This window comes from Pseudomonas sp. NPDC085632 (assembly GCF_044541255.1).
Classification (GTDB): domain Bacteria; phylum Pseudomonadota; class Gammaproteobacteria; order Pseudomonadales; family Pseudomonadaceae; genus Aquipseudomonas.
Genome location: NZ_JBITSX010000053.1, coordinates 16,215 through 40,898 on the forward strand (window position 1 = coordinate 16,215; position 24,684 = coordinate 40,898).

The window sequence follows — 24,684 nt, forward strand, 5'->3', positions numbered from 1 at the left end:
GGTGATGACCATGCAGCATCCTGTGCGTACCGAACTCTGGGCCATTCTGCGGCTGGCAGGGCCGTTGATCGCTTCACAGTTGGCGCACATGTTGATGGTGCTGACTGACACGTTGATGATGGCGCGCCTGAGTCCGGAAGCGCTGGCCGGTGGCGGTCTCGGCGCGGCGAGCTATTCGTTCGTGTCGATTTTCTGCATCGGTGTGATTGCGGCGGTCGGCACGCTGGTGGCGATTCGCAAGGGCGCCGGCGACATCATCGGCGCGGCGCGGCTAACCCAGGCCGGATTGTGGCTGGCGTGGTTGATGGCGCTGGGCGCCGGGTTGCTGCTGTGGAACCTCAAACCAGTGTTGCTGCTATTCGGCCAGACCGAAACCAACGTCAATGCCGCCGGGCAATTCCTGGTTGCCCTGCCCTTCGCCCTGCCCGGCTACCTGAGCTTCATGGCTTTGCGCGGGTTCACCAGTGCGATCGGTCGGGCGACGCCGGTGATGGTCATCAGTCTGGCCGGCACGGTGGCCAACTTCCTGCTCAACTATGCGCTGATCACCGGCATGTTCGGTCTGCCGAAAATGGGCCTGACGGGCATTGGCCTGGTCACGGCAATTGTGGCCAACTGCATGGCGTTGGCGCTGGCCTGGCACATTCGCCGGCATCCGGCCTATGACGCCTATCCCTTGCGTGAAGGCTTGTCGCGGCCAAACCGGCAGTACCTGAAAGAACTCTGGCGCCTCGGCCTGCCGATTGGCGGCACCTACGCGGTGGAAGTCGGCCTGTTCGCCTTCGCGGCGCTGTGCATGGGCACCATGGGCAGCACGCAATTGGGCGCGCACCAGATCGCCCTGCAAATCGTCTCGGTCGCATTCATGGTGCCGGCGGGCATGTCCTACGCGATCACCATGCGCGTCGGCCAGCATTACGGTGCCGGGCAATTGAGCGATGCGCGGATGTCCGGGCGAGTCGGCATCGTCTTTGGCGCCGTGGTGATGCTGGGTTTTGCACTGGTTTTCTGGTTGCTGCCAAATCAGTTGGTCGGGCTGTTCCTTGATCACAACGATCCGGCGTTTGCCGAGGTGATTCGCTTGGCAGTGAGCCTGCTGGCCGTGGCGGCCTGGTTCGAGTTGTTCGACGGCACGCAGACGATTGCCATGGGCTGCATTCGGGGGCTCAAGGATGCGAAAACCACGTTTCTGGTCGGGCTCGGCTGCTATTGGTTGATCGGTGCGCCAGCGGCGTGGTGGATGGCGTTCCACCTCAATTGGGGGCCGACGGGCGTCTGGTGGGGCTTGGCGCTGGGGCTGGCGTGTGCGGCGGTGAGTTTGACGCTGGCGTTTGAGTGGAAAATGAAGCGGATGATTCGGTTGGCCCCTGCTACATCACGCTTTGAGGTCGTTGGCGCGGATTAAGGACAAAAGATCGCAGCCTTCGGCAGCTCCTACAGGGATCGGTGTAGGAGCTGCCGCAGGCTGCGATCTTTTAAACGGCCTCCACAGAAACCTGTTGGCTTGAGCCAAACGTCAGGTATTCAACCAGTTCCGCCAACGGCAACGGCCGGCTGATCAGGTAACCCTGCACCTGATCGCAGCCAAACCCGCGCAGCAGTTCCAGTTGCTCCGGTGTCTCGACCCCTTCGGCGACCACTTCCAGATGCAGGTTGTGCGCAAGATTGATCATCGCGTGCACCAGTTTTCGGTTCTCTTCGCGCTGTTCCATGCCACCGACAAAGCTCTTGTCGATCTTCAACAAGGTGATCGGCAGGCTGTTGAGGTGCACGAACGACGAGAATCCAGTACCGAAGTCGTCCAGCGAGAAGCGCACACCGAGGCGCCCGAGCGCATCCATGGTCTGCTTGACCAGATCGCTGCGGCGCATCACCGCAGTTTCGGTCAGCTCAAACTCCAGCCATTGCGCTTCGACGCCACGCTCGGCGATCAAGCGGCTGAGCGTCGGCAACAATTGGCTGTCCTGAAACTGGCGGAACGACAGGTTGATCGCCATGTGCAGCGCCGGCAGTCCGCGTTCACGCAACGCTTGCATATCACGCAGCGCCCGGGAAATGACCCAATAGCCCAGCGGCACGATCAACCCGCTCTGCTCGGCCAGCGGCACGAATTCGCTCGGCGGCAGCAAACCGCGCTCGCCATGACGCCAGCGCACCAAGGCCTCAAGGCCGACAATCTGGCCATCCTCAAGATTCAAGCGTGGCTGGTAATGCAGCTCCAGCTCATCGCGACGCAACGCCCGGCGCAGTTCGCTTTCCAGATCAGCCATGCTCCGCGCGTTGCGGTTGATGCGTTCGTTGAAGATATGAAAGGTGCAGCCCTGCGTACTCTTGGCCTGCTGCATGGCGATGTGGGCGTGCCACATCAGCGGATCGGCGCCGCCCTGTGCGCGGGCATGGGCGATGCCAAGACTAGAGCCGATCAGCAGGCTTTCGCCATCGACCCAATACGGTTCGGCAAGCGCTTCAGTGATGCGTTCGGCCATCCACTCGGCGCGTTGTGGCGCCCGACGGGTGTCGATCAGCAGAGCGAATTCGTCGCTGCCCAATCGCGCCAGTTGATCACCGGCCTCCAGCTGACTTTTCAGCCGCGCGACCACTTGCAGGATCAAGCGATCGCCCGCCTGATGGCCCAGCGCATCGTTGGCGTGGCGGAAGTTGTCGAGATCAAGATGCCCAAGGGCCAGGCCGCGACCGTCGTTTTCGGCGAGGCGCGCGGCGAGCAAGGTCTGGAAACCCTGACGGTTGGCGATGCCGGTCAGCGGATCCTGTTCGGCCAAGCGTTGCAGGGTATTTTCAAGAACGCCGCGTTCGCGCACATGGCGCAGGCAGCGGCGCAGCATGCCAGCGTCGAGGGCGTCGAACACCAGCCAGTCACTGACGCCAACCGGCGCAGTGTCCGGTTCATGTTCCAGCAACAACACCGTCGGCAAGCTGCAACGGCCCGGTGCCGGTTGCAATGCCGGAAGGGTCAACAGCACCGCATTGCGGTTGTCTTCGAACAGACTGCTGACCGACTCCCAGCTCGGCGCGCTGATCAGCACCGCCGCGCTCCCCATCGGAGCCAGACACTCACGCAATAACGCTGTCCACGCTGGCTCTTCGGCCAGTAGCAGCAAACGCAAGGGTTCGACAGGCGTAGACAAGCTAGCTCCCTAGACTCTGCAATGATGTGGGCGGGGCATTATGCCGTTGCGATGTTCAATGACCAAATGACAACGGTTATCAAAACGTTATTTTGTGTCACGAATGAGAACATTAGCCGCAAAATCACCGTGCATCCTCCGCGAAAGTAACAAAACCGGCAAATTTGAATCGCGTGGTACGTCACAAGTCGGACAGAGCAGCACAAATCGCTGAGCCTGTTAAAATGCCGGCCCATTTCGTCAACGACTCCCGAATTTTCGTATGTCCCGACTCAATCCCCGGCAGCAAGAAGCCGTGAACTACGTCGGCGGCCCTCTATTGGTGCTCGCCGGTGCTGGCTCCGGCAAGACCAGCGTGATCACGCGCAAAATCGCGCACCTGGTCCAGAACTGCGGCATCCGCGCTCAGTACATCGTCGCCATGACCTTTACCAACAAGGCCGCGCGCGAGATGAAAGAGCGGGTCGGCACCCTGCTGCGCGCCGGCGAAGGGCGCGGCCTGACGGTCTGCACGTTCCACAACCTCGGTCTCAACATCATCCGCAAGGAACACGCGCGACTGGGCTACAAACCCGGTTTCTCGATCTTTGACGAGACCGATGTCAAGGCGCTGATGACCGACATCATGCAGAAGGAATACGCGGGCGAAGACGGCGTCGACGAGATCAAGAACATGATCGGCGCCTGGAAAAACGACCTGATCCTCCCGCCCCAGGCGCTGGAGAACGCGCGCAATCCCAAGGAGCAGACTGCCGCCATCGTCTACACCCACTATCAGCGCACGCTGAAGGCGTTCAACGCGGTGGACTTCGACGACCTGATCCTGCTGCCGGTCAAACTCTTCGAGGAACATGCCGACATTCTCGAAAAGTGGCAGAACAAGGTGCGTTACCTGCTCGTCGACGAATATCAGGACACCAACGCCAGCCAATACCTGCTGGTAAAAATGCTCATCGGCACGCGCAACCAGTTCACCGTGGTAGGCGACGACGACCAGTCGATCTACGCCTGGCGCGGCGCGCGGCCGGAAAACCTGATGCTGCTCAAGGACGACTATCCATCGCTGAAAGTGGTGATGCTCGAGCAGAACTACCGTTCGACCAGCCGCATCCTGCGCTGCGCCAACGTGCTGATCTCGAACAACCCGCACGAATTCGAAAAGCAGCTGTGGAGTGAGATGGGCCACGGCGACGAGATCCGCGTGATCCGCTGCCGTAACGAGGATGCCGAAGCCGAGCGCGTGGCCATGGAAATCCTCAGCCTGCACTTGCGCACCGACCGCCCGTACAGCGATTTCGCGATCCTTTATCGGGGTAACTATCAGGCCAAGCTGATCGAACTGAAGTTGCAGCACCACCAGGTGCCGTACCGTCTGAGCGGCGGCAACAGCTTCTTCGGCCGCCAGGAAGTGAAAGACCTGATGGCCTACTTCCGCCTGATCGTCAACCCGGATGACGACAATGCCTTCCTGCGGGTGATCAACGTGCCGCGCCGTGAAATCGGCTCGACCACCCTGGAAAAACTCGGTAACTACGCCACCGAACGCAAAATCTCGATGTACGCCGCCACCGACGAAATCGGTCTTGGCGAACATCTCGACAGCCGCTTCACTGATCGTCTGTCGCGCTTCAAGCGCTTCATGGACAAGGTCCGCGAGCAGTGCGCCGGCGAAGATCCGATTTCGGCGCTGCGCAGCATGGTCATGGACATCGACTACGAAAACTGGCTGCGCACCAACAGCTCCAGTGACAAGGCGGCCGATTACCGGATGAGCAACGTCTGGTTCCTGATCGAGGCGTTGAAAAACACCCTCGAAAAGGACGAAGAAGGCGAAATGACCGTCGAGGACGCCATCGGCAAACTGGTCCTGCGCGACATGCTCGAGCGTCAGCAGGAAGAAGAGGACGGCGCCGAAGGTGTGCAGATGATGACCCTGCACGCCTCCAAGGGGCTGGAATTCCCTTACGTGTTCATCATGGGCATGGAAGAGGAAATCCTCCCGCACCGCTCCAGCATCGAAGCCGACACCATCGAAGAAGAACGCCGCCTGGCCTACGTGGGCATCACCCGCGCGCGCCAGACCCTGGCCTTCACCTTCGCCGCCAAGCGCAAGCAGTACGGCGAAATCATCGACTGCGCGCCGAGCCGCTTCCTCGATGAGCTGCCGCCGGACGATCTGGCCTGGGAAGGCAACGACGACACACCGACCGAAGTCAAAGTCGTGCGCGGCAACAGCGCATTGGCTGATATACGCGCGATGTTAAAGCGCTAGAATTGACCACTTTTTTTAATAGACCTTCGGCGCACAAAGCGCCAAATGAGGACAGCTTCATGGAAGCATTGCAGCAGAAAATCCGCGAACAAGGCATTGTGCTTTCCGACCAGGTCCTGAAGGTCGACGCCTTCCTGAACCACCAGATCGACCCGGCCCTGATGAAGCTGATCGGCGACGAATTCGCCGCGCTGTTCAAGGATTCGGGCATCACCAAGATCGTCACCATCGAAGCCTCGGGCATCGCCCCGGCGATCATGACCGGTCTGAACCTCGGCGTGCCGGTGATCTTCGCCCGCAAGCAACAGTCCCTGACCCTGACGGAAAACCTGCTGTCGGCGACCGTTTACTCGTTCACCAAAAAGACCGAAAGCACCGTGGCCATCTCCCCGCGACACCTGACCAGCAGCGACCGCGTGCTGATCATCGACGACTTCCTGGCCAACGGTAAGGCCTCGCAAGCGCTGATCTCGATCATCAAACAGGCCGGCGCGACCGTCGCCGGCCTGGGCATCGTCATCGAGAAGTCGTTCCAGGGCGGCCGCGCCGAGCTGGATTCGCAGGGCTACCGTGTTGAATCGCTGGCCCGGGTGAAATCGCTGACAGGTGGCGTGGTCACCTTCATCGAATAAAGCCACACCGCAATACCCCTGTGGGAGCGAGCCTGCTCGCGAATGCTTTGGGTCAGTCGACATCTTGGTTGACTGATACACCGCTTTCGCGAGCAAGCTCGCTCCCACAGTGGGTTTTGCGGTGCGCAGTTATTGCGCGGTGGCTTTGAGGCCGGTGAGGAGCAGGCGTTGGAAGAGGTCTTCTTTCAGGCCTTCCGGATTTGTGAGATGCATGCGTTCAAGATGCTCGGGATACAGCGAAGCCTCCGGCGCATCGAGCGCAGCCTTGCCCAGTTCGAGGATTTCGGTGAGTTTGAATTTGCTTTTTAGCCAGTTCAGCGCACGCAATAGATCCCTTTCAATCGCGGTGAAATCACAGCCTAGCGGATACTCCGGAAACAGATTCGGATGGCGTGCTGCGATGCCCTGCAAACGCTGTGGTGTGTTGTCGGCGAAGCGTGGATCGAGACGGAAATCCTTTGGCAGCTTGCCGACTTTTTGCGCTTGCTCGATCAACCCCTGCTGGAAGCGCGAGTCGCTGATATTCAGCAACGATTCAACGACGACCGCGTCGGATTTGCCGCGCAGATCGGCAATGCCGTACTCGGTCACGACAATGTCGCGCAGGTGCCGTGGGATCGTGCAATGGCCGTATTCCCAGACGATGTTGGAACTGACGTCGCCACCGGATTCACGCCAGCTACGCAGGATCAGAATCGATCGGGCATCGTGCAGCGCATGCCCCTGCGCGACGAAGTTGTACTGCCCGCCGACACCGCTGAGCACTCGTCCGTCTTCCAGCTGATCCGCCACGCCGGCACCGAGCAAGGTCATGGTGAACACGGTGTTGATGAACCGCGCATCAAGGCGCTGCAAACGCTTGAGCTCTTCCTGCCCGTACAACTCGTTGATGTAGCTGATGCGGGTCATGTTGAATTCGAGGCGTTTGCTCTGCGGTAAGTCGCGCAAACGCTCGTAAAAACTGCGCGGGCCAAGGAAGAAACCGCCATGCACCGAGATGCCGTCAGTCTGCGCGGCCTCATCGAGGGTGCCGGCATTGGCCTGTTCCTGCGTCAGCACATCCGGGTAGACCTTGCGCCGGATGATCCCGGCATCCGCCAGCACCAGCAGGCCGTTGACGAACATTTCGCTGCAACCGTACAGGCCTTTGGCGAACGGGCCGGTGCCGCCTTCGCGTTCGATCAGTTGCGCCCATTGGCTGAGGTTGATGTCATCGAGCAACGCCTTGTAACCGGCGTTATCCGCCTGACGTGCGAGCAGTGCGGCGGTCAGCGCATCGCCCATCGAGCCGATGCCGATCTGCAACGTACCGCCGTCGCGCACCAGGGTGCTGGCGTGCAAACCAATGAAATGATCCTGAAACCCCACCGGCATGTTCGGTGTGGAAAACAGTGTGCTGCTGTCTTTCTCGTCGATCAGCAGGTCGAAGGTGTCGATATCGACTTCGGCATCGCCGGGCATGTATGGCAGATCGGTGTGCACTTGGCCGACCAGCAAAATGGTCTCGCCGGCGTCGCGGCGCTTGGCGATCATCGGCAACAGGTCGAGGGTGATGTCCGGGTTGCAGCTCAGGCTCAGACGATCCGGGTGTTCGCTGCTACTGGCGAGCAATTGCGCTACCAGATTCAGCCCGGCGGCGTTGATGTCGCGCGCGGCGTGGCTGTAGTTGCTGCTGACGTAATCCTGTTGAGCCGGCGCGCTGTTGAGCAGACTGCCGGGCTGCATGAAAAACTGTTCGATACGGATGTTGGCGGGCAGGCTGTCGCGGTGCAGATCGGCGAGGAAATCGAATTCCGGGTAATCACCGAAGACGCGCTCGACGAAGGGTTCGATGAAGCGCTTTTGCAAACCGTCGCCCAGCGCCGGGCGGCCGAGGCACAGCGCGGTGTAGATCGTCAGTTGTCGCTCGGGCAAGCCTTTGATCCGCCGGTACAGCGCGTTGACGAAATGATTGGGTTTGCCCAGGCCCAGCGGCATGCCCATGTGGATATGCGCCGGCAAGCGTGCCAGCACATCGTCCACCGCCTGTTCGATCGAACACAACTGCACCATCTGAAGCCTCCTGCCCGTTCCGTGAATAGGGGTAGACCGAGCTTGCCTTGAGTTTGCTGCAATGAACAGCTTCAGAGTGAACGTGCGCTGTTCGTGAAATCCTTCTCCTACTCGAAATTGTTGCCCTCACCCTAGCCCTCTCCCAGAGGTAGAGGGGACTGATTGGGGGATATTGGGGAGGTATGCCGACGTGAAAATGATGTGCTGAATCCATAATCGCTAACGTCTTTCAGGTCGATGTAGAGCGCCAGACACCTCGGTCGGCCCCCTCTCCCTCCGGGAGAGGGCTGGGGTGAGGGGTTCTTGAATCGCGCCCACAAAAAAACCGTCCGAAGACGGTTTTTTTCATCAGATGCACGCCTTATTTCAGGCCGGACATCTTCTCGATCGCGCCTTTGAGCTCGGCATCCGAGCAATCGGCGCAGGTGCCTTTTGGCGGCATGGAGTTGATGCCGGTGATGGCTTTGGCGAGGATCCCGTCGAGGCCGCCCTGGTGATCGGCGCGTTCTTTCCAGGCTGCGGTGTCACCGATTTTCGGCGCGCCCAACAGGCCCGTACCGTGGCAAGCATTGCAATGCTTGGCAATCACCTCATCCGGGGTTTTCGCCCCGCCACCGCCGCCTGCGGAAGCGGCCACTTCCATCCCCTTGCATTCCTGCCCTTGCACACACACCTGGCCGACAGGCTCGAGGCGCTTGGCAATGTCGTCATTCGTCGCAGCTTGAGCGCTGACAGCCCAGAGGGCCAGTACGGTTGCTGGTGCGGCCAGCATTTTCATAATTAGGTTCACGCGTTCACCCTCAATGGTGGCTATTCACGCCTGCGGCCACGGTTCGCAGGCGGGCGGAAGTATAGCGGGTAGCCCGCCACACTGAAACAACCCCATAGTCGAAGGGGTTATACCGCACGGTAGAAAAACTCTCCGGATGCCTTTGCCATCATGGCTTGGCACCTCTTTGTTAAAAATTCGCGGGCGTGGCTGCGCTGATTAGTCGCGCAGGCAAGTCGAACGGATTACGAAAACGGTGCGGCTTGGTACTTTCAAAGTAGTAGCTGTCGCCGGCTTCGAGAATAAAAGTTTCCAGGCCCACCACCAGTTCCAGACGACCTTCCACCAGAATCCCGGTTTCCTCGCCTTCATGGGTGAGCATTTCTTCGCCGGTATCGGCGCCCGGCGGATAGATTTCATTGAGGAACGCGATGGCGCGGCTGGGGTGCGCGCGGCCGACCAGTTTCATGGTCACGGCGCCGTCGGAAATGTCGATCAGCTCGTTGGCCTTGTAGACGATCTGGGTCGGGATTTCCTGCAGGATTTCTTCGGAAAAGAACTCGACCATGGACATGGGGATGCCGCCCAGTACCTTCCTCAGCGAACTGATCGAAGGGCTGACGCTGTTCTTTTCGATCATCGAAATGGTGCTGTTGGTGACGCCCGCGCGTTTGGCGAGTTCACGCTGGGAAAGCCCTTTGAGCTTGCGGATCGATTGCAGTCGTTCACCGACGTCCAAGGCGGGAGCCTCCTGATGTTGTAAGAATATTGAGCGTTATCATGGCGACAGCGTTCAGTATTTACAACACTTGGCCCCCGCGGCGGCCTTAACCCTCGGAATAGAGCCTTGGCACTCGACGAAGGTTGCAGAAAATCTGGTACGGAATGGTGTCAGCCCACTGCGCCACTTCGCTGGCGAGGATGTTTTTGCCCCACAGTTCGACGGTCGAACCGAGGTCGGCTTCCGGCACGTCGGTGAGATCGATGCAGAGCATGTCCATCGACACGCGACCGAGAATGCGACTGCGCTTGCCAGCCACCAACACTGGCGTGCCCGTCGGCGCCTGACGCGGGTAGCCGTCGGCGTAACCCATGGCGACCACGCCGATGCGCATCGGTTTGTCAGTGATGAATTTGGCACCGTAGCCGATCGGCTCGCCAGCGGGCAGTTCACGGACGCAGATGACTTTCGACTCCAGGGTCATCACCGGTTGCAGACGATCAGCCACGGCGTTGGCTTCTTCGAACGGGGTTGCGCCGTAGAGCATGATGCCCGGGCGCACCCAGTCGCTGTGAATCTGTGGCCAACCGAGCACGGCCGGCGAGTTGCGCAGGCTGATTTCAGCGGCCAGGCCCTGACGCGCCGCTTCGAACACCGCTACCTGATCGGCGCTGCTCTGCTCGTGCAACTCATCGGCGCGGGCGAAGTGACTCATCAAGACGATTTTCGCCACTTTGCCGCTGGCCAGCAGACGCTGATAAGCCGCCAGATAATCCTTAGGATGCAGGCCAACGCGGTGCATGCCCGAATCGAGCTTCAGCCACACGGTGATCGGCTTGCTCAGGGCTGCTTGTTCGATCGCTTCGAGCTGCCACAGCGAGTGCACCACGGTCCAGAAATCATGTTCGACGATCAACGCAAGCTCATCGGCCTCGAAAATCCCTTCCAGCAACAACACCGGCGCACGAACGCCAGTAGCGCGCAGCTCCAGCGCCTCCTCGATGCAGGCGACGGCAAAACCGTCGGCCTCGGCTTCCAGCGCTTGGGCGCAACGCACTGCGCCATGGCCGTAGGCATCCGCCTTGATCACCGCTAGCGCCTTGGCGCCGGTGACTTCGCGGGCAATTCGGTAGTTGTGGCGCAGGGCTTCTAGGTCGATCAGGGCACGGGCAGGACGCATGGCGGCAGACTTCTAGGCGGTCATGGGAAGAAAAACCGGCGCCGACTGACGACGTGAACCGCCAACAGCGCCGGGAGAGGGATCTTTACAGCGGTTACGGCAGCGCGGCGACGATAGAGATTTCTACCAGAATGCTCGGCTTGGCCATTTTCGCTTCGACGGTGGCACGGGCCGGGGCAGCGCCTTTTGGCAGCCACTGGTCCCACACCGAGTTCATCCCGGCAAAGTGCGCTTCGATGTCGTTCAGGTAAATCGTCGCCGACAACAGGTGCTGTTTGTCGGTGCCGGCCAGATCAAGCAAGCGCTCGATATTGGCCAGTACGTCGCGAGTCTGCTGTTCAATCCCGGCGTCGAAGTCGTCGCCGACCTGCCCCGCCAGATACACGGTGCCGTTGTGGCTGACGATCTGACTCATGCGCTCATTGGTGAGCTGGCGCTGGATTGACATGTTTTGCGGACTCCTGAATTTTGTTGCCATAACGGGAAATATCGAGGCCTTCGGCGCTGATCTGTGGCTTTTTCTTCGCCATCAGGTCGGCCAGCAAACGACCGGAACCGCATGCCATGGTCCAACCGAGCGTGCCGTGGCCGGTGTTGAGGAACAGGTTCTTGAACGGCGTGGCGCCAACGATCGGCGTGCCGTCCGGGGTGGTCGGACGCAGGCCGGTCCAGAAACTCGCCTCGGCCAGATTGCCGCCCTGAGGATAAAGGTCGTTGACGATCATCTCCAGGGTTTCGCGGCGACGCGGGTTCAGCGACAGGTCAAAACCGGCGATCTCGGCCATGCCGCCAACGCGGATGCGGTTGTCGAAACGGGTGATTGCGACCTTGTAGGTCTCGTCGAGAATGGTCGACGTCGGGGCCATTGCCGGATTGGTGATCGGCACGGTCAACGAGTAACCCTTGAGCGGATACACCGGGGCCTTGATGCCGAGCGGCTTGAGCAGTTGCGGCGAGTAGCTGCCGAGCGCCAGCACGTAGCGGTCGGCGGTTTCCAGCTTGCCGTCGATCCACACGCCGTTGATGCGATCACCGGCGTAGTCGAGTTTCTGAATGTCTTGGCCGAAGCGGAATTCGACACCGAGTTTCACCGCCATTTCAGCGAGACGCGTGGTGAACATCTGGCAGTCGCCAGTCTGGTCGTTCGGCAGGCGCAGGGCACCGGCGAGTATGTCGGTGACGTTGGCCAGTGCCGGTTCGACGCGGGCAATACCGGCACGGTCGAGGACTTCAAACGGCACGCCGGATTCTTTCAGCACGGCGATGTCTTTGGCGGCGCCATCAAGCTGCGCCTGAGTGCGGAACAACTGAGTCGTACCGAGGCTGCGGCCTTCATAGGTAATGCCGGTTTCGGCGCGCAATTCGTCGAGGCAGTCGCGGCTGTACTCGGACAGGCGGACCATGCGCTCCTTGTTCACCGCGTAACGGTTGGCGGTGCAGTTGCGCAGCATCTGCGCCATCCACAGGTACTGATCGATGTCGGCGGTGGCCTTGATCGCGAGAGGGGCGTGGCGCTGCAGCAGCCACTTGATCGCCTTGAGCGGCACGCCCGGCGCAGCCCACGGCGAGGCGTAGCCCGGCGACACCTGGCCGGCGTTGGCGAAACTGGTCTCCATGGCCGCAGCAGGCTGCCGGTCGACCACCACCACTTCAAACCCGGCACGGGCCAGATAGTAAGCACTGGCGGTACCGATGACGCCGCTACCCAAGACCATTACACGCATTTTGTATCCCTCATCGCGGCAGGGCCGCGCACGTCTGTTGTTAGAGCAATGATGCGCGCAGTGTAAAAAAGAAATGCCAGTGCTTTTCACTATATAAGCGCCTATATTTGGCGACAATTCTCGGCAAAAACCCTTTTCACGGAGGCGCATCCCCTATGCGTACCAACACTCAGACCAAACGTGAGCTGGACAAGATCGACCGCAACATTTTGCGGATCCTGCAGGCGGACGGACGGATTTCCTTTACCGAACTCGGCGAAAAGGTCGGCCTCTCCACCACGCCGTGCACCGAGCGGGTTCGGCGTCTGGAGCGCGAAGGGATCATCATGGGCTACAACGCCCGGCTGAATCCGCAGCACTTGAAGGGTAGCTTGCTGGTGTTCGTCGAGATCAGCCTCGACTACAAATCCGGCGACACTTTCGAAGAGTTCCGCCGCGCGGTACTGAAATTGCCGCACGTGCTGGAATGCCATTTGGTGTCAGGGGATTTCGACTATCTGGTGAAGGCGCGGATTTCCGAGATGGCCTCGTACCGCAAGCTGCTGGGCGACATTCTGCTGAAGCTGCCGCATGTGCGGGAGTCGAAGAGTTATATCGTGATGGAAGAGGTGAAGGAGAGCCTGAGCCTTCCCATTCCAGACTGAGATGTGTGGTGCCTGAAAGCCCCATCGCTGGCAAGCCAACTCCCACAGTGATTGCGGGTGTTCACAAAATTTCCGCTCGACGCCGAACCTGTGGGAGCTGGCTTGCCAGCGATGGCGTCGACTCGGTTCCAAGTGAACGCTTCACACCAACACCTGCCGATTCGCCGCCATGTACTCGAAGATTTGCTTCTCGACCCGCGGATGAATCAGCTCCACCGGCCGCCGCTCATTCGGGCAAGGCAAAGTCTTGGTCGTACCAAACAACCGGCAAATCAACGGCCGCTCCTCATACACCGTGCAGCCATTGGGCCCCAGATGCACACAGTTCAGCTCCTCCATCGCCGCATCCTGCTCGGCGCGGGTCTTGCGCGGCAGGCGGGACATTTCTTCCGGCGAGGTGGTCACCGGCCCGCAGCAATCGTGGCAGCCGGGCACGCACTCGAACGAGGGGATCTGCTGGCGCAAGTTGCGGACTGTCTGGCTGTTGCAGCTCATCGAAACGGTAACCAAGGTGAAATAGGCGGCAATTGTGCCGCAAAAGCCTTGATCCAGACACTGCAGGCCGACCAGTGTTGCCCACGTTCGGGCGCGCGGCTTATGCTCCGTCAAATTTTCTCGACACCTTAGCCGTTGGATGACGCCCATGACTGCCCGCGCCCACACCCCCGCGAGCCAACCCCACGTTGCCTCTTATTACGCCGCCAGCAGCTTGCCGCAGCCGGATCATCCGCTGCTGCACGGTGAAGTGATTGCCGACGTCTGCGTGGTTGGCGGCGGCTTTTCCGGGTTGAACACGGCGCTGGAACTGGCCGAACGTGGCCTCAGCGTGGTGTTGCTGGAAGCACACAAGATCGGCTGGGGCGCCAGCGGTCGCAATGGTGGACAGCTTATTCGCGGGGTCGGGCATGGCCTCGATCAGTTCACCAACGTCATCGGCGCCGACGGTGTGCGCGAGATGAAACTGATGGGCCTGGAAGCAGTGGAAATCGTCCGCCAGCGCGTCGAGCGTTTTCAGATTGCCTGCGACCTCACCTGGGGCTACTGCGACCTCGCCAACAAACCCGCCGACCTTGAGGGCTTTGCCGAGGACGCCGAAGAATTGCGTGGCCTCGGTTATCGTTACGAAACCCGTTTGCTGCAAGCCCACGAAATGCACACGGTGGTCGGTTCCAAGCGCTATGTCGGTGGTTTGATCGACATGGGATCCGGGCATCTGCATCCGCTCAATCTGGCCCTCGGCGAAGCCACCGCGGCGCAGCAATTGGGCGTCAAACTGTTTGAACACTCGGTGGTGACGCATATCGATTACGGCCCCGAAGTCAAAGTCCACACGGCCCAAGGCTCAGTGCGGGCGAAGACGCTGGTCCTCGGCTGCAATGCCTATCTCAATGGCCTGAATCCACAACTCAGCGGCAAAGTCCTGCCCGCCGGCAGCTACATCATCGCCACCGAGCCGTTGAGCGAAGAGCAGGCGCACAACCTGTTGCCGCAGAACATGGCGGTCTGTGACCAGCGTGTCGCCCTGGATTACTACCGGCTCTCGGCGGATCGTCGTTTGCTTTTTGGTGGCGCCTGCCATTACTCGGGGCGTGATCCCAAAGACATCGCCGCGTACATGCAGCCGAAGATGCTCGAGGTTTTCCCGCAGTTGGCCGGGGCGAAAATCGACTTTCAGTGGGGCGGCATGATCGGCATCGGCGCCAACCGCTTGCCGCAGATCGGCCGGCTCGCGGATCAGCCGAATGTGTATTACGCCCAGGCGTATTCCGGACACGGGGTAAACGCCACGCACCTGGCAGGCAAGTTGCTGGCCGAGGCGATCAGCGGGCAGCACAGCGGTGGCTTTGATCTGTTTGCCAAGGTGCCGCACATCACTTTCCCGGGCGGCAAGCATTTGCGTTCGCCGCTGTTGGCGTTGGGAATGTTGTGGCATCGCCTTAAAGAGTTGGTTTGATTGATCGTTCCCACGCAGAGCGTGGGAACGATCGGTTGTCAGATCCGCCAGAACGGCTTCAATCCCTCCTCCAGCGCCTGTTCACGCGTCAGCCCGATATCCTTGAGCTGATCCGCCGTCAGCGCCAGCAACGCCCTGCGCGTGTGCAGACGATGCCACAGCAAGCTCCAGCGACTCAGGCCGGACGGCGGATTACGCAGAATCTCATTGCGCGCACTGTCCTTTTGCCCTGCCGCCAGTTCCTGACTGTGTAACGTCAGCCGCACATCGCTCAAGCCGTTCATTTTCAATGCTCCTGTTTACTTGGGTAGCCAGAGATTCCATGATGCGCGGGCGAGCTAAACCATTACAGATTCAAAGCGACTGTATTAACTCCATACAGATTTGCCGCTTTGAAGACTGAATTGTCGATTTTTGCCACATCTGTACTGGTTTATCGAATCACCCGCACCGAGGCAGTGCCATGACCCTTTATGTAAACCTCGCCGAATTGCTCGGCACGCGCATCGAAAACGGCTTCTATCGACCCGGCGATCGGTTGCCGTCTGTACGTGCCTTGAGCGTCGAACACGGGGTCAGCCTGAGCACGGTGCAACAGGCTTATCGCATGCTGGAAGACAGCGGTCTGGCCACGCCGAAACCCAAATCCGGCTACTTTGTGCCGGTCGGCCGTGAACTGCCGGAGCTGCCCGCCATCGGCCGTCCGGCGCAACGGCCAGTGGAGATTTCGCAATGGGATCAGGTGCTGGAGTTGATTCGCGCCGTGCCGCGCAAGGATGTCGTGCAACTGGGTCGCGGCATGCCCGACATCAGCTCGCCAACGATGAAGCCACTGCTGCGTGGGCTGGCGCGGATCAGCCGCCGTCAGGACATGCCCGGTCTGTATTACGACAACATCCACGGCACCCTCGAACTGCGTGAGCAGATCGCCCGACTGATGCTCGACTCCGGCTGCCAGTTGAGCGCCAGCGACCTGGTCGTCACCACCGGTTGCCATGAAGCGCTGTCCACCAGCATCCACGCGATCTGCGAGCCGGGCGACATTGTCGCGGTGGACTCGCCAAGCTTTCACGGCGCCATGCAGACCCTCAAAGGCCTGGGCATGAAAGCCCTGGAAATCCCCACCGATCCCCTCACCGGCATCAGCCTCGAAGCCCTGGAGCTGGCGCTGGAACAATGGCCGATCAAGGTCATCCAGCTCACCCCGAACTGTAACAACCCGCTCGGCTACATCATGCCGGAGTCGCGCAAACGCGCCCTGCTCAACCTCGCGCAGCGCTTCGACGTGGCGATCATCGAGGACGATGTGTATGGCGAACTGGCCTACACCTACCCGCGACCACGCACGATCAAATCTTTTGACGAAGACGGCCGCGTATTGCTGTGCAGCTCGTTTTCCAAAACCCTGGCGCCGGGGCTGCGGATTGGCTGGGTCGCCCCGGGCCGCTACTTGGAGCGCGTGCTGCACATGAAATACATCAGCACCGGTTCGACCGCGCCACAGCCGCAGATCGCCATCGCCGAATTTCTCAAGGCCGGGCATTTCGAACCGCATTTGCGGCGGATGCGCACGCAATACCAGCGCAGTCGCGACCTGATGATCGACTGGGTGACCCGCTATTTCCCGGCAGGTACGCGCGCCAGTCGGCCGCAAGGCAGCTTCATGTTGTGGGTCGAATTGCCGGAAGGTTTCGACACCTTGAAACTCAATCGTGAGTTGCACGACCAAGGCGTACAGATTGCCGTCGGCAGCATCTTTTCCGCCTCGGGCAAATACCGCAATTGCCTGCGGATGAACTACGCTGCCAAACCGACAGCGCAGATCGAAGAGGCGGTGCGCAAAGTCGGCGAGACGGCTGTCAGATTGCTGGCAGAAGCCGACTGACTTTTTTCCAGAGAACCGCGTCCATATGCCGACCCTTGCCGCCAACTGGAATGATCCTACGTGAGCTTCAAACAGCCCCTACTCGCTTTGCTGTTACTCGCCTCGTTCCTGAGCGGCTGCGCCAGTCTCGATGTTCCGCGTGAACCCAGTCAGGCGTTGCCGGCTTCCGATTCCAGCTTCGGTCGTTCGATTCAGGCACAAGCGGCGCCCTATCAAGGCCGCTCGGGTTTTCGCCTGCTGTCCAACAGCAGTGAGGCGTTCACCGCGCGCGCCGAACTGATCCGCAACGCCCAGACCAGCCTCGATCTGCAGTACTACATCGTCCACGACGGCATCAGTACGCGGATGCTTGTGGAGGAACTGCTCAAGGCCGCTGATCGCGGCGTGCGCGTGCGCATCCTGCTCGACGACACCACCAGCGATGGCCTCGACCAGATCATCGCGACACTCGCGGCGCATCCGCAGATCCAGATTCGCCTGTTCAACCCGCTGCATCTGGGCCGTAGCACCGGCGTCACCCGCGCGGCGGGGCGCTTGTTCAATCTGTCGCTGCAGCATCGGCGCATGCACAACAAGCTGTGGCTGGCGGATAACAGCGTGGCCATCGTTGGCGGGCGCAATCTCGGTGACGAGTATTTCGACGCCGAGCCGAACCTGAATTTCACCGACATCGACATGCTCAGTGTCGGGCCGGTCGCCGAGCAACTCGGGCACAGTTTCGACCAGTACTGGAACAGCGCGCTGAGCAAGCCGATCGATGAATTCCTCTCCAGCCAACCGACCGCCAAGGATCTGCAGAACACCCGCACCCGCCTGGAAGAATCGCTGGAAGACACCCGTAAACAGAATCACGCGCTCTATCAGCAGCTCATGACGTTCAAGACCGCGCCGCGCATGGACATCTGGCGCAAAGAACTGATCTGGGCATGGAATCAGGCGTTGTGGGATGCGCCGAGCAAGGTCTTGGCCAAGGGTGAGCCGGATCCGCAATTGCTGCTGACCACGCAACTGGCACCCGAGCTCAGAGGCGTGAGCAAAGAGCTGATCATGATTTCGGCGTACTTCGTGCCCGGCCAACCAGGGCTGGTGTACTTGACGGGTCGCGCCGATGCAGGGGTTGCAGTGAGCCTGCTGACCAACGCGCTGGAAGCCACCGACGTGCCGGCGGTGCACGGCGGTTATGCGCCGTATCGCAAAGCACTGCTGGAGCACGGCGTGAAGTTGTATGAGCTACGGCGCCAGCCTGGGGATAACTACGGCAGTGGCCCGCATGTGTTTTACAGCAAGTCGTTTCGTGGCTCGGATTCAAGCCTGCACAGCAAGGCGATGATTTTCGACCGGCAGAAATCGTTTATCGGCTCGTTCAACTTCGACCCGCGCTCGGTACTGTGGAACACCGAAGTCGGGGTGTTGGTTGACAGCCCGGAGTTGGCCGAGCATGTGCGTGAATTGGCCTTGCAAGGTATGGCGCCCGCGTTGAGTTACCAGGCGAAACTGGAGAACGGACAGATTGTCTGGGTGACCGAGGATAACGGCCAGATGCATACGCTGAGCAAAGAACCAGGGAGTTGGTGGCGACGCTTCAATGCGTGGTTCAGCACCACCGTTGGCCTTGAGCGGATGCTGTAAACAGCAAAAGATCGCAGCCTTCGGCAGCTCCTACTGGAGGAATGCATTTCAACTGTAGGAGCTGCCGAAGGCTGCGATCTTTTGACCTACGCAGGCTCGGTCACTGGGCCAAACGCACCCTGACGCAAAAGAAGCACAACCAACCCAAACGCGCCGATCGCCATCAACAACGGCAACGCATGCCCGTTGATCCACTGACTGCCTGCCCCCGCCGCAAGCGGCCCGATCAGACAACCTACACCCCACAACTGCGCAATGTGAGCGTTCGCCCGCACCAGCGCATCGTCTCGATAACGCTCGCCAATCAGGATCAGTGACAGCGTAAACAGTCCGCCGGCACTCGCCCCGAACAACACCCAAAGCGGCCAGATCAGCAGCGTGTCGAGCAACATTGGAATCGCCAGACTCGACAGCATCAACACCACGGCGCAACCGGCGAATAACGTGCGCCGCGACAGGTAATCGGCCAACGCGCCAATCGGCAATTGCAGCAGCGCATCGCCCACCACCACCGTGCTGACCATCGCCAGTGCAATCTCGGCAGTAAAACCCTGCTGCAGGCAATACACCGGCAGCAGCGTCAGGATCATCGCCTCGAACGCGGCGAACAATGAAACCGCCCAGGCAATCGCCGGCAGCTCACGAGCGAATCCCCACAAGTCGCGAAACGTTACGCTGCTCGCTTGGCTGCTTGGTGCACCGCTGCGGCCCAACAGCAACAATGGCGAAACCAGCAGCAGGCCGACGCCGACCCAGAAACCGTAATCATGCTCGGTGCCCAGCGCGCCCAAGAGTAACGGGCCGCAGAGCTGGCTCAACGCATAACTGCTGCCATACAGCGCCACCAATCGGCCACGCCAGTTTTCGACCACCAGTTGATTGATCCAGCTCTCGCCGAGGATGAACACGATGGTCAGGATCACGCCGATCATCAGGCGCAATACCAGCCAGATCGGGTAGCTCGGCAACAGCGCCAGCAGGCCGATGGACAGCGCTCCAGCCCACAGGCACAGGCGCATCAGGTTGGCCGTGCCGAAGCGTGCCGCCAGATGACTGGAAATTTTCGCGCCCAACAACACGCCAATCGCCGGCATCGCCGCCATCACACCGATGGCGAAAGAGCCGTAACCCCAACCCTCCAGGCGCAACGACACCAACGGCATGCTGACCCCCAGGGCCAGGCCGACACTCAAGACAGACGCCAACACGGCGAAATACGTCGCCCACCGCATGTTCCACGCTCCTGTGGATTATTTTTATGTGCACCACAAAACCAATGTGGGAGCGAGCTTGCTCGCGAATACGGTTTCACATTCAGCAGGTCTGCTGACTGATACTCCGCTTTCGCGAGCAGGCTCGCTCCCACAGGGAATCTCTGTCTGGTTCGGGAGCCTGGTTGAATCAGGCTCCCTTCAGCGGCTTACAGTTTGATCCACGTCGCCTTCAGCTCGGTGTACTTGTCGAACGCGTGCAGCGACTTGTCGCGACCGTTGCCCGACTGCTTGAAGCCGCCAAACGGCGCGGTCATGTCGCCGCCATCGTACTGGTTGACCCACACGCTGCCGGCACGCAGAGCCTTGGCGGTCAGGTGTGCCTTGGAGATGTCCTGGGTCCAGACCGCAGCGGCCAAACCGTAAGGCGTGTCGTTGGCGATCTGGATAGCTTCCTCGGCAGTATCGAAGGCGATAACCGACAGTACCGGCCCGAAGATCTCTTCCTGAGCGATCTTCATCGCGTTGCTCACGCCGTCGAAAATCGTTGGCTCGACGTAGGTGCCACCGGTTTCCTGCAGGATGCGCTTGCCGCCGGCGACCAATTTGGCGCCATCGGTGTGACCGGATTCGATGTACGACAGCACGGTATTCATCTGCTGCGTATCCACCAGTGCACCGACATTGGTCGCCGGGTCCAGCGGATTGCCCGGTTTCCAGGCTTTCAGCGCCTCAATCACCATCGGCAGGAAGGTGTCCTTGATCGAACGCTCGACCAGCAGACGTGAGCCGGCGGTGCAGACTTCGCCCTGGTTGAAGGCGATGGCGCTGGCGGCGGATTCGGCGGCGGCTTGCAGATCCGGCGCATCGGCAAAGACGATGTTCGGACTCTTGCCACCGGCTTCCAGCCAGACGCGTTTCATGTTCGATTCGCCGGAGTAGATCATCAGTTGCTTGGCGATCTTGGTCGAACCGGTAAACACCAGCGTATCGACGTCGTTGTGCAGGGCCAGCGCCTTGCCGACGGTGTGACCGTAGCCCGGCAGCACGTTGAGCACGCCTTTCGGAATACCGGCTTCAACAGCCAGCGCAGCGATGCGGATGGCGGTCAACGGGGATTTTTCCGACGGCTTGAGGATCACCGAGTTACCGGTCGACAATGCCGGCCCGAGTTTCCAGCAGGCCATCATTAATGGGAAGTTCCACGGCACGATGGCGCCGACCACGCCCACTGGCTCGCGGGTCACCAGACCCAGTTGATCGTGCGGCGTCGCGGCGACTTCGTCGTAAATCTTGTCGATCGCTTCACCGCTCCAGCTCAGCGCTTGCGCCGCGCCCGGAACGTCGATGTACAGCGAATCGCTGATCGGCTTGCCCATGTCGAGAGTTTCGAGCAGGGCCAGTTCTTCGGCGTGCTGCTTCAGCAGGCCGGCAAAACGGATCATGGTGGCTTTGCGTTTGGTCGGCGCCAGGCGCGACCAGACGCCGGAATTGAAGGTAGCGCGGGCATTTTCCACGGCGCGCTGAGCGTCGGCGGCATCACAGCTGGCAATCTTGCCGAGCAGACGGCCATCGACCGGGCTGATGCACTCGAAGGTCTCGCCGGAGACGGCGTCGGTGTATTCGCCATTGAGGTAGGCGCGGCCTTCGATCTTCAGATCGCGGGCGCGTTGTTCCCAGTCGGCACGAGTCAGGGTGGTCATTTAAGTGTCCTCCTCTTGTTGAATACGAGCGCCGTACGATCTTCGCCAGCGTCCTCAAAAATTCTGCCCGGCCAGCCTGCATTTCGGCCCATGGCATCCGCCACCCTAAACCAGCGGCCGGGGTTGTTTCAATATATTTGACATAAGCGCGCTATACGGCCTTGCGGTGTTCATTTTAATAAACATAGACTTTCGCCCATTCCAACCATCGCGCCGTCATTACGGGAGAAAACAACAATGAACATCCAGAACGTCGTCGACATCAGCCTGACCAGCAGCGAAGCCGAACGCTATCGCCCGGACCCGGCCAAAGTGCTGAAGGGTGATCCTGAACAAGCGGTGTTTCATCAATACGACAGTCCTTGTGGGCAAATGGGCGTCGGCGTGTGGGAAGGTGCGGTGGGCCAATGGACAGTGAACTACACCGAGCATGAGTACTGCGAGATTTTGCAGGGGGTTTCGGTGCTGCGAGATGGCGATGGCAATGCCAAGACGTTGCGTGTGGGCGACCGCTTTGTGATTCCGGCAGGGTTTCGTGGCACCTGGGAAGTGCTTGAGGCTTGCCGCAAGATCTATGTGATTTTCGAACAGAAGGCTTGAGGATTTTCGCAGACAACGCAGAAGCCCGAGGCAACAAAAAAGGCCCGTATCGTGAGATACGGGCCTTTTTTGTAAGTCGGGAAAAATCAATTACTTGATTTTGCCTTCCTTGTAGATCACGTGCTTGCGAACAACCGGATCATATTTCTTGATCTCGATTTTGTCCGGGGTAGTACGCTTGTTCTTGTCGGTAGTGTAGAAGTGACCAGTACCGGCGCTCGAGATCAAACGAATCAATTCACGCATGATTAGCTCCCTTAAATCTTGCCATCGCGGCGAAGTTCGGCGAGCACGACAGTGATGCCACGCTTGTCGATGATACGCATGCCTTTGGCAGATACGCGCAGACGCACAAAACGTTTCTCTTCTTCAACCCAGAAGCGGTGATGCTGCAGGTTCGGCAGGAAACGACGACGGGTTTTGTTGTTTGCGTGGGAAATGTTATTCCCAGTCACTGTCACCGGACCCTTACCGGTAACTTGACATACTCTCGACATGCCTCAGCCCTCTAAAACCACATGCCCAACCCGGCATGGGTTGGCCGCTTAATCTCTCAGTCATTTGGCGCCAGGCGCCGCGTTTCTTTAGAGGTCTTACCGGCTACACCTACAGTGAAGGAACCGGGCCCCTAGAAAAGAGCGCTGCTTTATACCAGAAAGACCGGGGTGCAACAACATTCGGTGTGCAATCAATCCACAAAAAGGCGCTTTTTCAGCCTGCGAACGCCTTGGATAAAGGCTGGCATCGATTTTTACCACTCGTCGCAGAAAACCACCTTTGCGGGCGATTAAGACTTTTGGCTGCGTCACACCGTCTGAAAAACCGCCATTACTGTGCCCCGAAAATGCAAAAAGGGGATAGTCATTTGTAATCCAGACCTCTAGGGTAGGCCTTTTCCAGACTGCACTCGCAGATGGGCCTTCGATCTGTAAAAGGAAACCGACCATGCGCCTCGCTGCCCTATCCCTGTTGCTCGCCCCGCTCTTGCTGAGCCCCCTGGCCCAGGCCGCCGCGCTGAGCGTCTGCACCGAGGCCAGCCCTGAAGGGTTCGATGTGGTGCAATACAACTCGCTGACCACCACCAACGCTTCGGCCGACGTGCTGATGAACCGCCTGGTGGATTTTGATACCGCCAGCGGCAAAGTCGTGCCGAGCCTGGCCGACAGCTGGGAAGTCAGCACCGACGGTCTGACTTACGTGTTCAAGCTGCATCCGCAGGTGAAGTTTCACACGACCGACTACTTCAAGCCGAGCCGTGAGCTGACCGCCGAAGACGTCAAGTTCAGCTTCGACCGCATGCTCGACCCGGCCAACTCGTGGCACAAAGTCGCCCAAAGTGGCTTCCCGCATGCGCAGTCGATGCAGTTGCCGGCACTGATCAAGAAGATCGACGCACTTGATCCGCTCACCGTGCGCTTCACTCTTGATCATCCGGATTCGACGTTCCTGGCGACTCTGAGCATGGGCTTCGCTTCGATCTACTCCGCCGAATACGCCGACAAGCTGATGAAGGCCGGCGCGACCGACAAGCTCAACAGCCAGCCGATTGGTACCGGCCCGTTTGTCTTCAACCGTTTCCAGAAAGACGCGGCGATCCGCTATAAGGCCAACCCGGACTACTTTGGTGGCAAACCTGCGGTCGATCCGTTGATCTTCGCCATCACCCCGGACGCCAACGTGCGCCTGCAGAAACTGCGGCGCAACGAATGCCAGATCGCCCTGTCGCCGAAACCACTCGACGTACAGGCCGCGCTGAAAGAGCCGACACTGAAAGTCGAAAAGACTGACGCGTTCATGACCGCATTCGTCGGCATCAACAGTCAGCATCCGCCACTGGACAAGCCGGAAGTGCGTCAGGCAATCAACCTCGCCTTCGACAAGGCCAACTACATCAAGGCTGTGTTTGAAGACACCGCAGAGGCGGCCAATGGCCCTTATCCGCCGAACACCTGGAGTTACGCGAAGAGTCTGCCGGGTTACCCGCACGATGTCGCCAAAGCCAGGGCGCTGATGGCCAAGGCCGGTTTAAAGGACGGCTTCCAGACCACGATCTGGACGCGCCCGTCAGGCAGCCTGCTGAACCCGAATCCAAGCCTCGGTGCGCAAATGCTGCAATCGGATCTGGCGGAAATCGGCATTCAGGCAGAAATCCGCGTGATCGAATGGGGCGAATTGATTCGTCGCGCCAAAGCTGGCGAGCATGACCTGCTGTTCATGGGCTGGGCCGGTGACAATGGCGACCCGGACAATTTCCTTACGCCGCAGTTTTCCTGCGCCGCGGTCAAGTCCGGCACCAACTTCGCGCGGTACTGCAATGCCGATCTGGACAAGCTGATCAGCGCCGGCAAGACCACCAGCGAACAAGGCGTGCGCACCAAGCTGTACGAACAGGCGCAGACACAGATTCAGCAGCAAGCGTTGTGGCTGCCGCTGGCGCACCCGACTGCCTATGCACTGACGCGTAAAGACGTGCAGGGTTATTCGGTAAGCCCGTTCGGCCGCCAGGACTACTCCAAGGTCAACCTCAAATAACCTGCCCCTGTAGGAGCTGCCGCAGGCTGC

Annotated in this window: 22 protein-coding genes; 9 read left to right on the forward strand and 13 right to left on the reverse strand. The window is 59.9% G+C overall.

Annotated elements, in window-relative coordinates; translation table 11 throughout:
* The first annotated feature begins 10 nt into the window (after positions 1-10).
* Positions 11-1,405 (forward strand): NorM family multidrug efflux MATE transporter, encoded by a 1,395-nt coding sequence (locus ACIF4X_RS24830; protein WP_397484115.1) that lies wholly within the window; start codon positions 11-13, stop codon positions 1,403-1,405.
* 70 nt (positions 1,406-1,475) lie between these two features.
* Here ACIF4X_RS24830 and ACIF4X_RS24835 read toward each other — a convergent pair whose 3' ends face one another.
* On the reverse strand, positions 1,476-3,146 hold the full coding sequence (locus tag ACIF4X_RS24835) for a putative bifunctional diguanylate cyclase/phosphodiesterase (protein ID WP_397484116.1): 1,671 nt from the start codon (positions 3,144-3,146) through the stop codon (positions 1,476-1,478).
* A gap of 262 nt (positions 3,147-3,408) precedes the next feature.
* On the opposite strand from ACIF4X_RS24835, the gene rep reads away from it, so the two are divergent.
* On the forward strand, positions 3,409-5,418 hold the full coding sequence (gene rep / locus ACIF4X_RS24840) for a DNA helicase Rep (protein ID WP_129386480.1): 2,010 nt from the start codon (positions 3,409-3,411) through the stop codon (positions 5,416-5,418).
* 59 nt (positions 5,419-5,477) lie between these two features.
* A complete protein-coding gene (locus ACIF4X_RS24845; protein ID WP_397484117.1) occupies positions 5,478-6,050 on the forward strand; it encodes a xanthine phosphoribosyltransferase in 573 nt (190 codons plus the stop codon).
* Positions 6,051-6,179: 129 nt separating this feature from the next.
* On the opposite strand, the gene ACIF4X_RS24850 is transcribed toward ACIF4X_RS24845, so the two are convergent.
* The 6 genes from ACIF4X_RS24850 to dadA all read right to left on the reverse strand — a co-directional run bounded on the left by ACIF4X_RS24850 (position 6,180) and on the right by dadA (position 12,496).
* Positions 6,180-8,102 (reverse strand): acetyl-CoA hydrolase/transferase C-terminal domain-containing protein, encoded by a 1,923-nt coding sequence (locus ACIF4X_RS24850; protein ID WP_397484118.1) that lies wholly within the window; start codon positions 8,100-8,102, stop codon positions 6,180-6,182.
* Positions 8,103-8,463: 361 nt separating this feature from the next.
* The gene (locus ACIF4X_RS24855; RefSeq protein ID WP_194936471.1) at positions 8,464-8,880 is read right to left on the reverse strand and encodes a cytochrome c5 family protein; all 417 of its coding nucleotides are present in this window, start codon (positions 8,878-8,880) and stop codon (positions 8,464-8,466) included.
* Between the two features lie 181 nt (positions 8,881-9,061).
* Positions 9,062-9,610: a cupin domain-containing protein gene (locus ACIF4X_RS24860; RefSeq protein ID WP_025112726.1), complete on the reverse strand. Its 549-nt coding sequence runs from the start codon at positions 9,608-9,610 to the stop codon at positions 9,062-9,064.
* A gap of 88 nt (positions 9,611-9,698) precedes the next feature.
* Positions 9,699-10,772 (reverse strand): alanine racemase, encoded by a 1,074-nt coding sequence (gene alr / locus ACIF4X_RS24865; RefSeq protein ID WP_397484119.1) that lies wholly within the window; start codon positions 10,770-10,772, stop codon positions 9,699-9,701.
* 94 nt (positions 10,773-10,866) lie between these two features.
* Positions 10,867-11,220 (reverse strand): RidA family protein, encoded by a 354-nt coding sequence (locus ACIF4X_RS24870; protein ID WP_034152045.1) that lies wholly within the window; start codon positions 11,218-11,220, stop codon positions 10,867-10,869.
* Positions 11,192-12,496: a D-amino acid dehydrogenase gene (gene dadA / locus ACIF4X_RS24875; RefSeq protein WP_397484120.1), complete on the reverse strand. Its 1,305-nt coding sequence runs from the start codon at positions 12,494-12,496 to the stop codon at positions 11,192-11,194. The genes ACIF4X_RS24870 and dadA overlap by 29 nt, the downstream gene beginning before the upstream one ends.
* A 155-nt stretch (positions 12,497-12,651) precedes the next feature.
* On the opposite strand from dadA, the gene ACIF4X_RS24880 reads away from it, so the two are divergent.
* Positions 12,652-13,140, forward strand: a complete 489-nt coding sequence (locus ACIF4X_RS24880; protein ID WP_003177284.1) for an Lrp/AsnC ligand binding domain-containing protein — start codon at positions 12,652-12,654, stop codon at positions 13,138-13,140.
* Positions 13,141-13,281: 141 nt separating this feature from the next.
* Here ACIF4X_RS24880 and ACIF4X_RS24885 read toward each other — a convergent pair whose 3' ends face one another.
* Complete coding sequence (locus tag ACIF4X_RS24885) at positions 13,282-13,635, reverse strand: YkgJ family cysteine cluster protein (RefSeq protein WP_397484130.1); 354 nt, start codon at positions 13,633-13,635, stop codon at positions 13,282-13,284.
* A gap of 148 nt (positions 13,636-13,783) precedes the next feature.
* On the opposite strand from ACIF4X_RS24885, the gene ACIF4X_RS24890 reads away from it, so the two are divergent.
* Entirely contained in the window at positions 13,784-15,094 is a 1,311-nt protein-coding gene (locus tag ACIF4X_RS24890) for an NAD(P)/FAD-dependent oxidoreductase (protein WP_397484121.1), read from the forward strand.
* Between the two features lie 38 nt (positions 15,095-15,132).
* On the opposite strand, the gene ACIF4X_RS24895 is transcribed toward ACIF4X_RS24890, so the two are convergent.
* Positions 15,133-15,378 carry a DUF1127 domain-containing protein gene (locus ACIF4X_RS24895; protein ID WP_397484122.1) on the reverse strand — a complete coding sequence of 82 codons (246 nt, stop codon included), beginning with the start codon at positions 15,376-15,378 and terminating at the stop codon, positions 15,133-15,135.
* Between the two features lie 179 nt (positions 15,379-15,557).
* On the opposite strand from ACIF4X_RS24895, the gene ACIF4X_RS24900 reads away from it, so the two are divergent.
* Both ACIF4X_RS24900 and ACIF4X_RS24905 read left to right on the forward strand, forming a co-directional pair.
* Positions 15,558-16,979 carry a PLP-dependent aminotransferase family protein gene (locus tag ACIF4X_RS24900; protein ID WP_397484123.1) on the forward strand — a complete coding sequence of 474 codons (1,422 nt, stop codon included), beginning with the start codon at positions 15,558-15,560 and terminating at the stop codon, positions 16,977-16,979.
* Positions 16,980-17,039: 60 nt separating this feature from the next.
* Positions 17,040-18,608 (forward strand): phospholipase D family protein, encoded by a 1,569-nt coding sequence (locus tag ACIF4X_RS24905; protein ID WP_397484124.1) that lies wholly within the window; start codon positions 17,040-17,042, stop codon positions 18,606-18,608.
* Between the two features lie 86 nt (positions 18,609-18,694).
* On the opposite strand, the gene ACIF4X_RS24910 is transcribed toward ACIF4X_RS24905, so the two are convergent.
* Positions 18,695-19,840, reverse strand: coding sequence for an MFS transporter (locus ACIF4X_RS24910; protein WP_397484125.1), 1,146 nt, complete (start codon positions 19,838-19,840; stop codon positions 18,695-18,697).
* A gap of 188 nt (positions 19,841-20,028) precedes the next feature.
* Complete coding sequence (locus ACIF4X_RS24915) at positions 20,029-21,522, reverse strand: aldehyde dehydrogenase (protein WP_099757512.1); 1,494 nt, start codon at positions 21,520-21,522, stop codon at positions 20,029-20,031.
* Between the two features lie 237 nt (positions 21,523-21,759).
* Here ACIF4X_RS24915 and ACIF4X_RS24920 point away from each other — a divergent pair, with 237 nt between their 5' ends.
* Positions 21,760-22,122, forward strand: a complete 363-nt coding sequence (locus tag ACIF4X_RS24920) for a cupin domain-containing protein (protein WP_397484126.1) — start codon at positions 21,760-21,762, stop codon at positions 22,120-22,122.
* A gap of 90 nt (positions 22,123-22,212) precedes the next feature.
* Here the strand turns inward: ACIF4X_RS24920 and rpmG are convergent, their stop codons facing one another.
* Together rpmG and rpmB are read right to left on the reverse strand one after the other, a co-directional pair.
* Complete coding sequence (rpmG, locus tag ACIF4X_RS24925; protein ID WP_003177274.1) at positions 22,213-22,368, reverse strand: 50S ribosomal protein L33; 156 nt, start codon at positions 22,366-22,368, stop codon at positions 22,213-22,215.
* Positions 22,369-22,379: 11 nt separating this feature from the next.
* The gene (gene rpmB, locus ACIF4X_RS24930; RefSeq protein WP_397484127.1) at positions 22,380-22,619 is read right to left on the reverse strand and encodes a 50S ribosomal protein L28; all 240 of its coding nucleotides are present in this window, start codon (positions 22,617-22,619) and stop codon (positions 22,380-22,382) included.
* A 448-nt stretch (positions 22,620-23,067) separates the two neighbouring features.
* Between rpmB and ACIF4X_RS24935 the strand changes: the two genes are divergently transcribed.
* Complete coding sequence (locus tag ACIF4X_RS24935) at positions 23,068-24,654, forward strand: ABC transporter substrate-binding protein (RefSeq protein WP_397484128.1); 1,587 nt, start codon at positions 23,068-23,070, stop codon at positions 24,652-24,654.
* Positions 24,655-24,684: the final 30 nt, after the last annotated feature.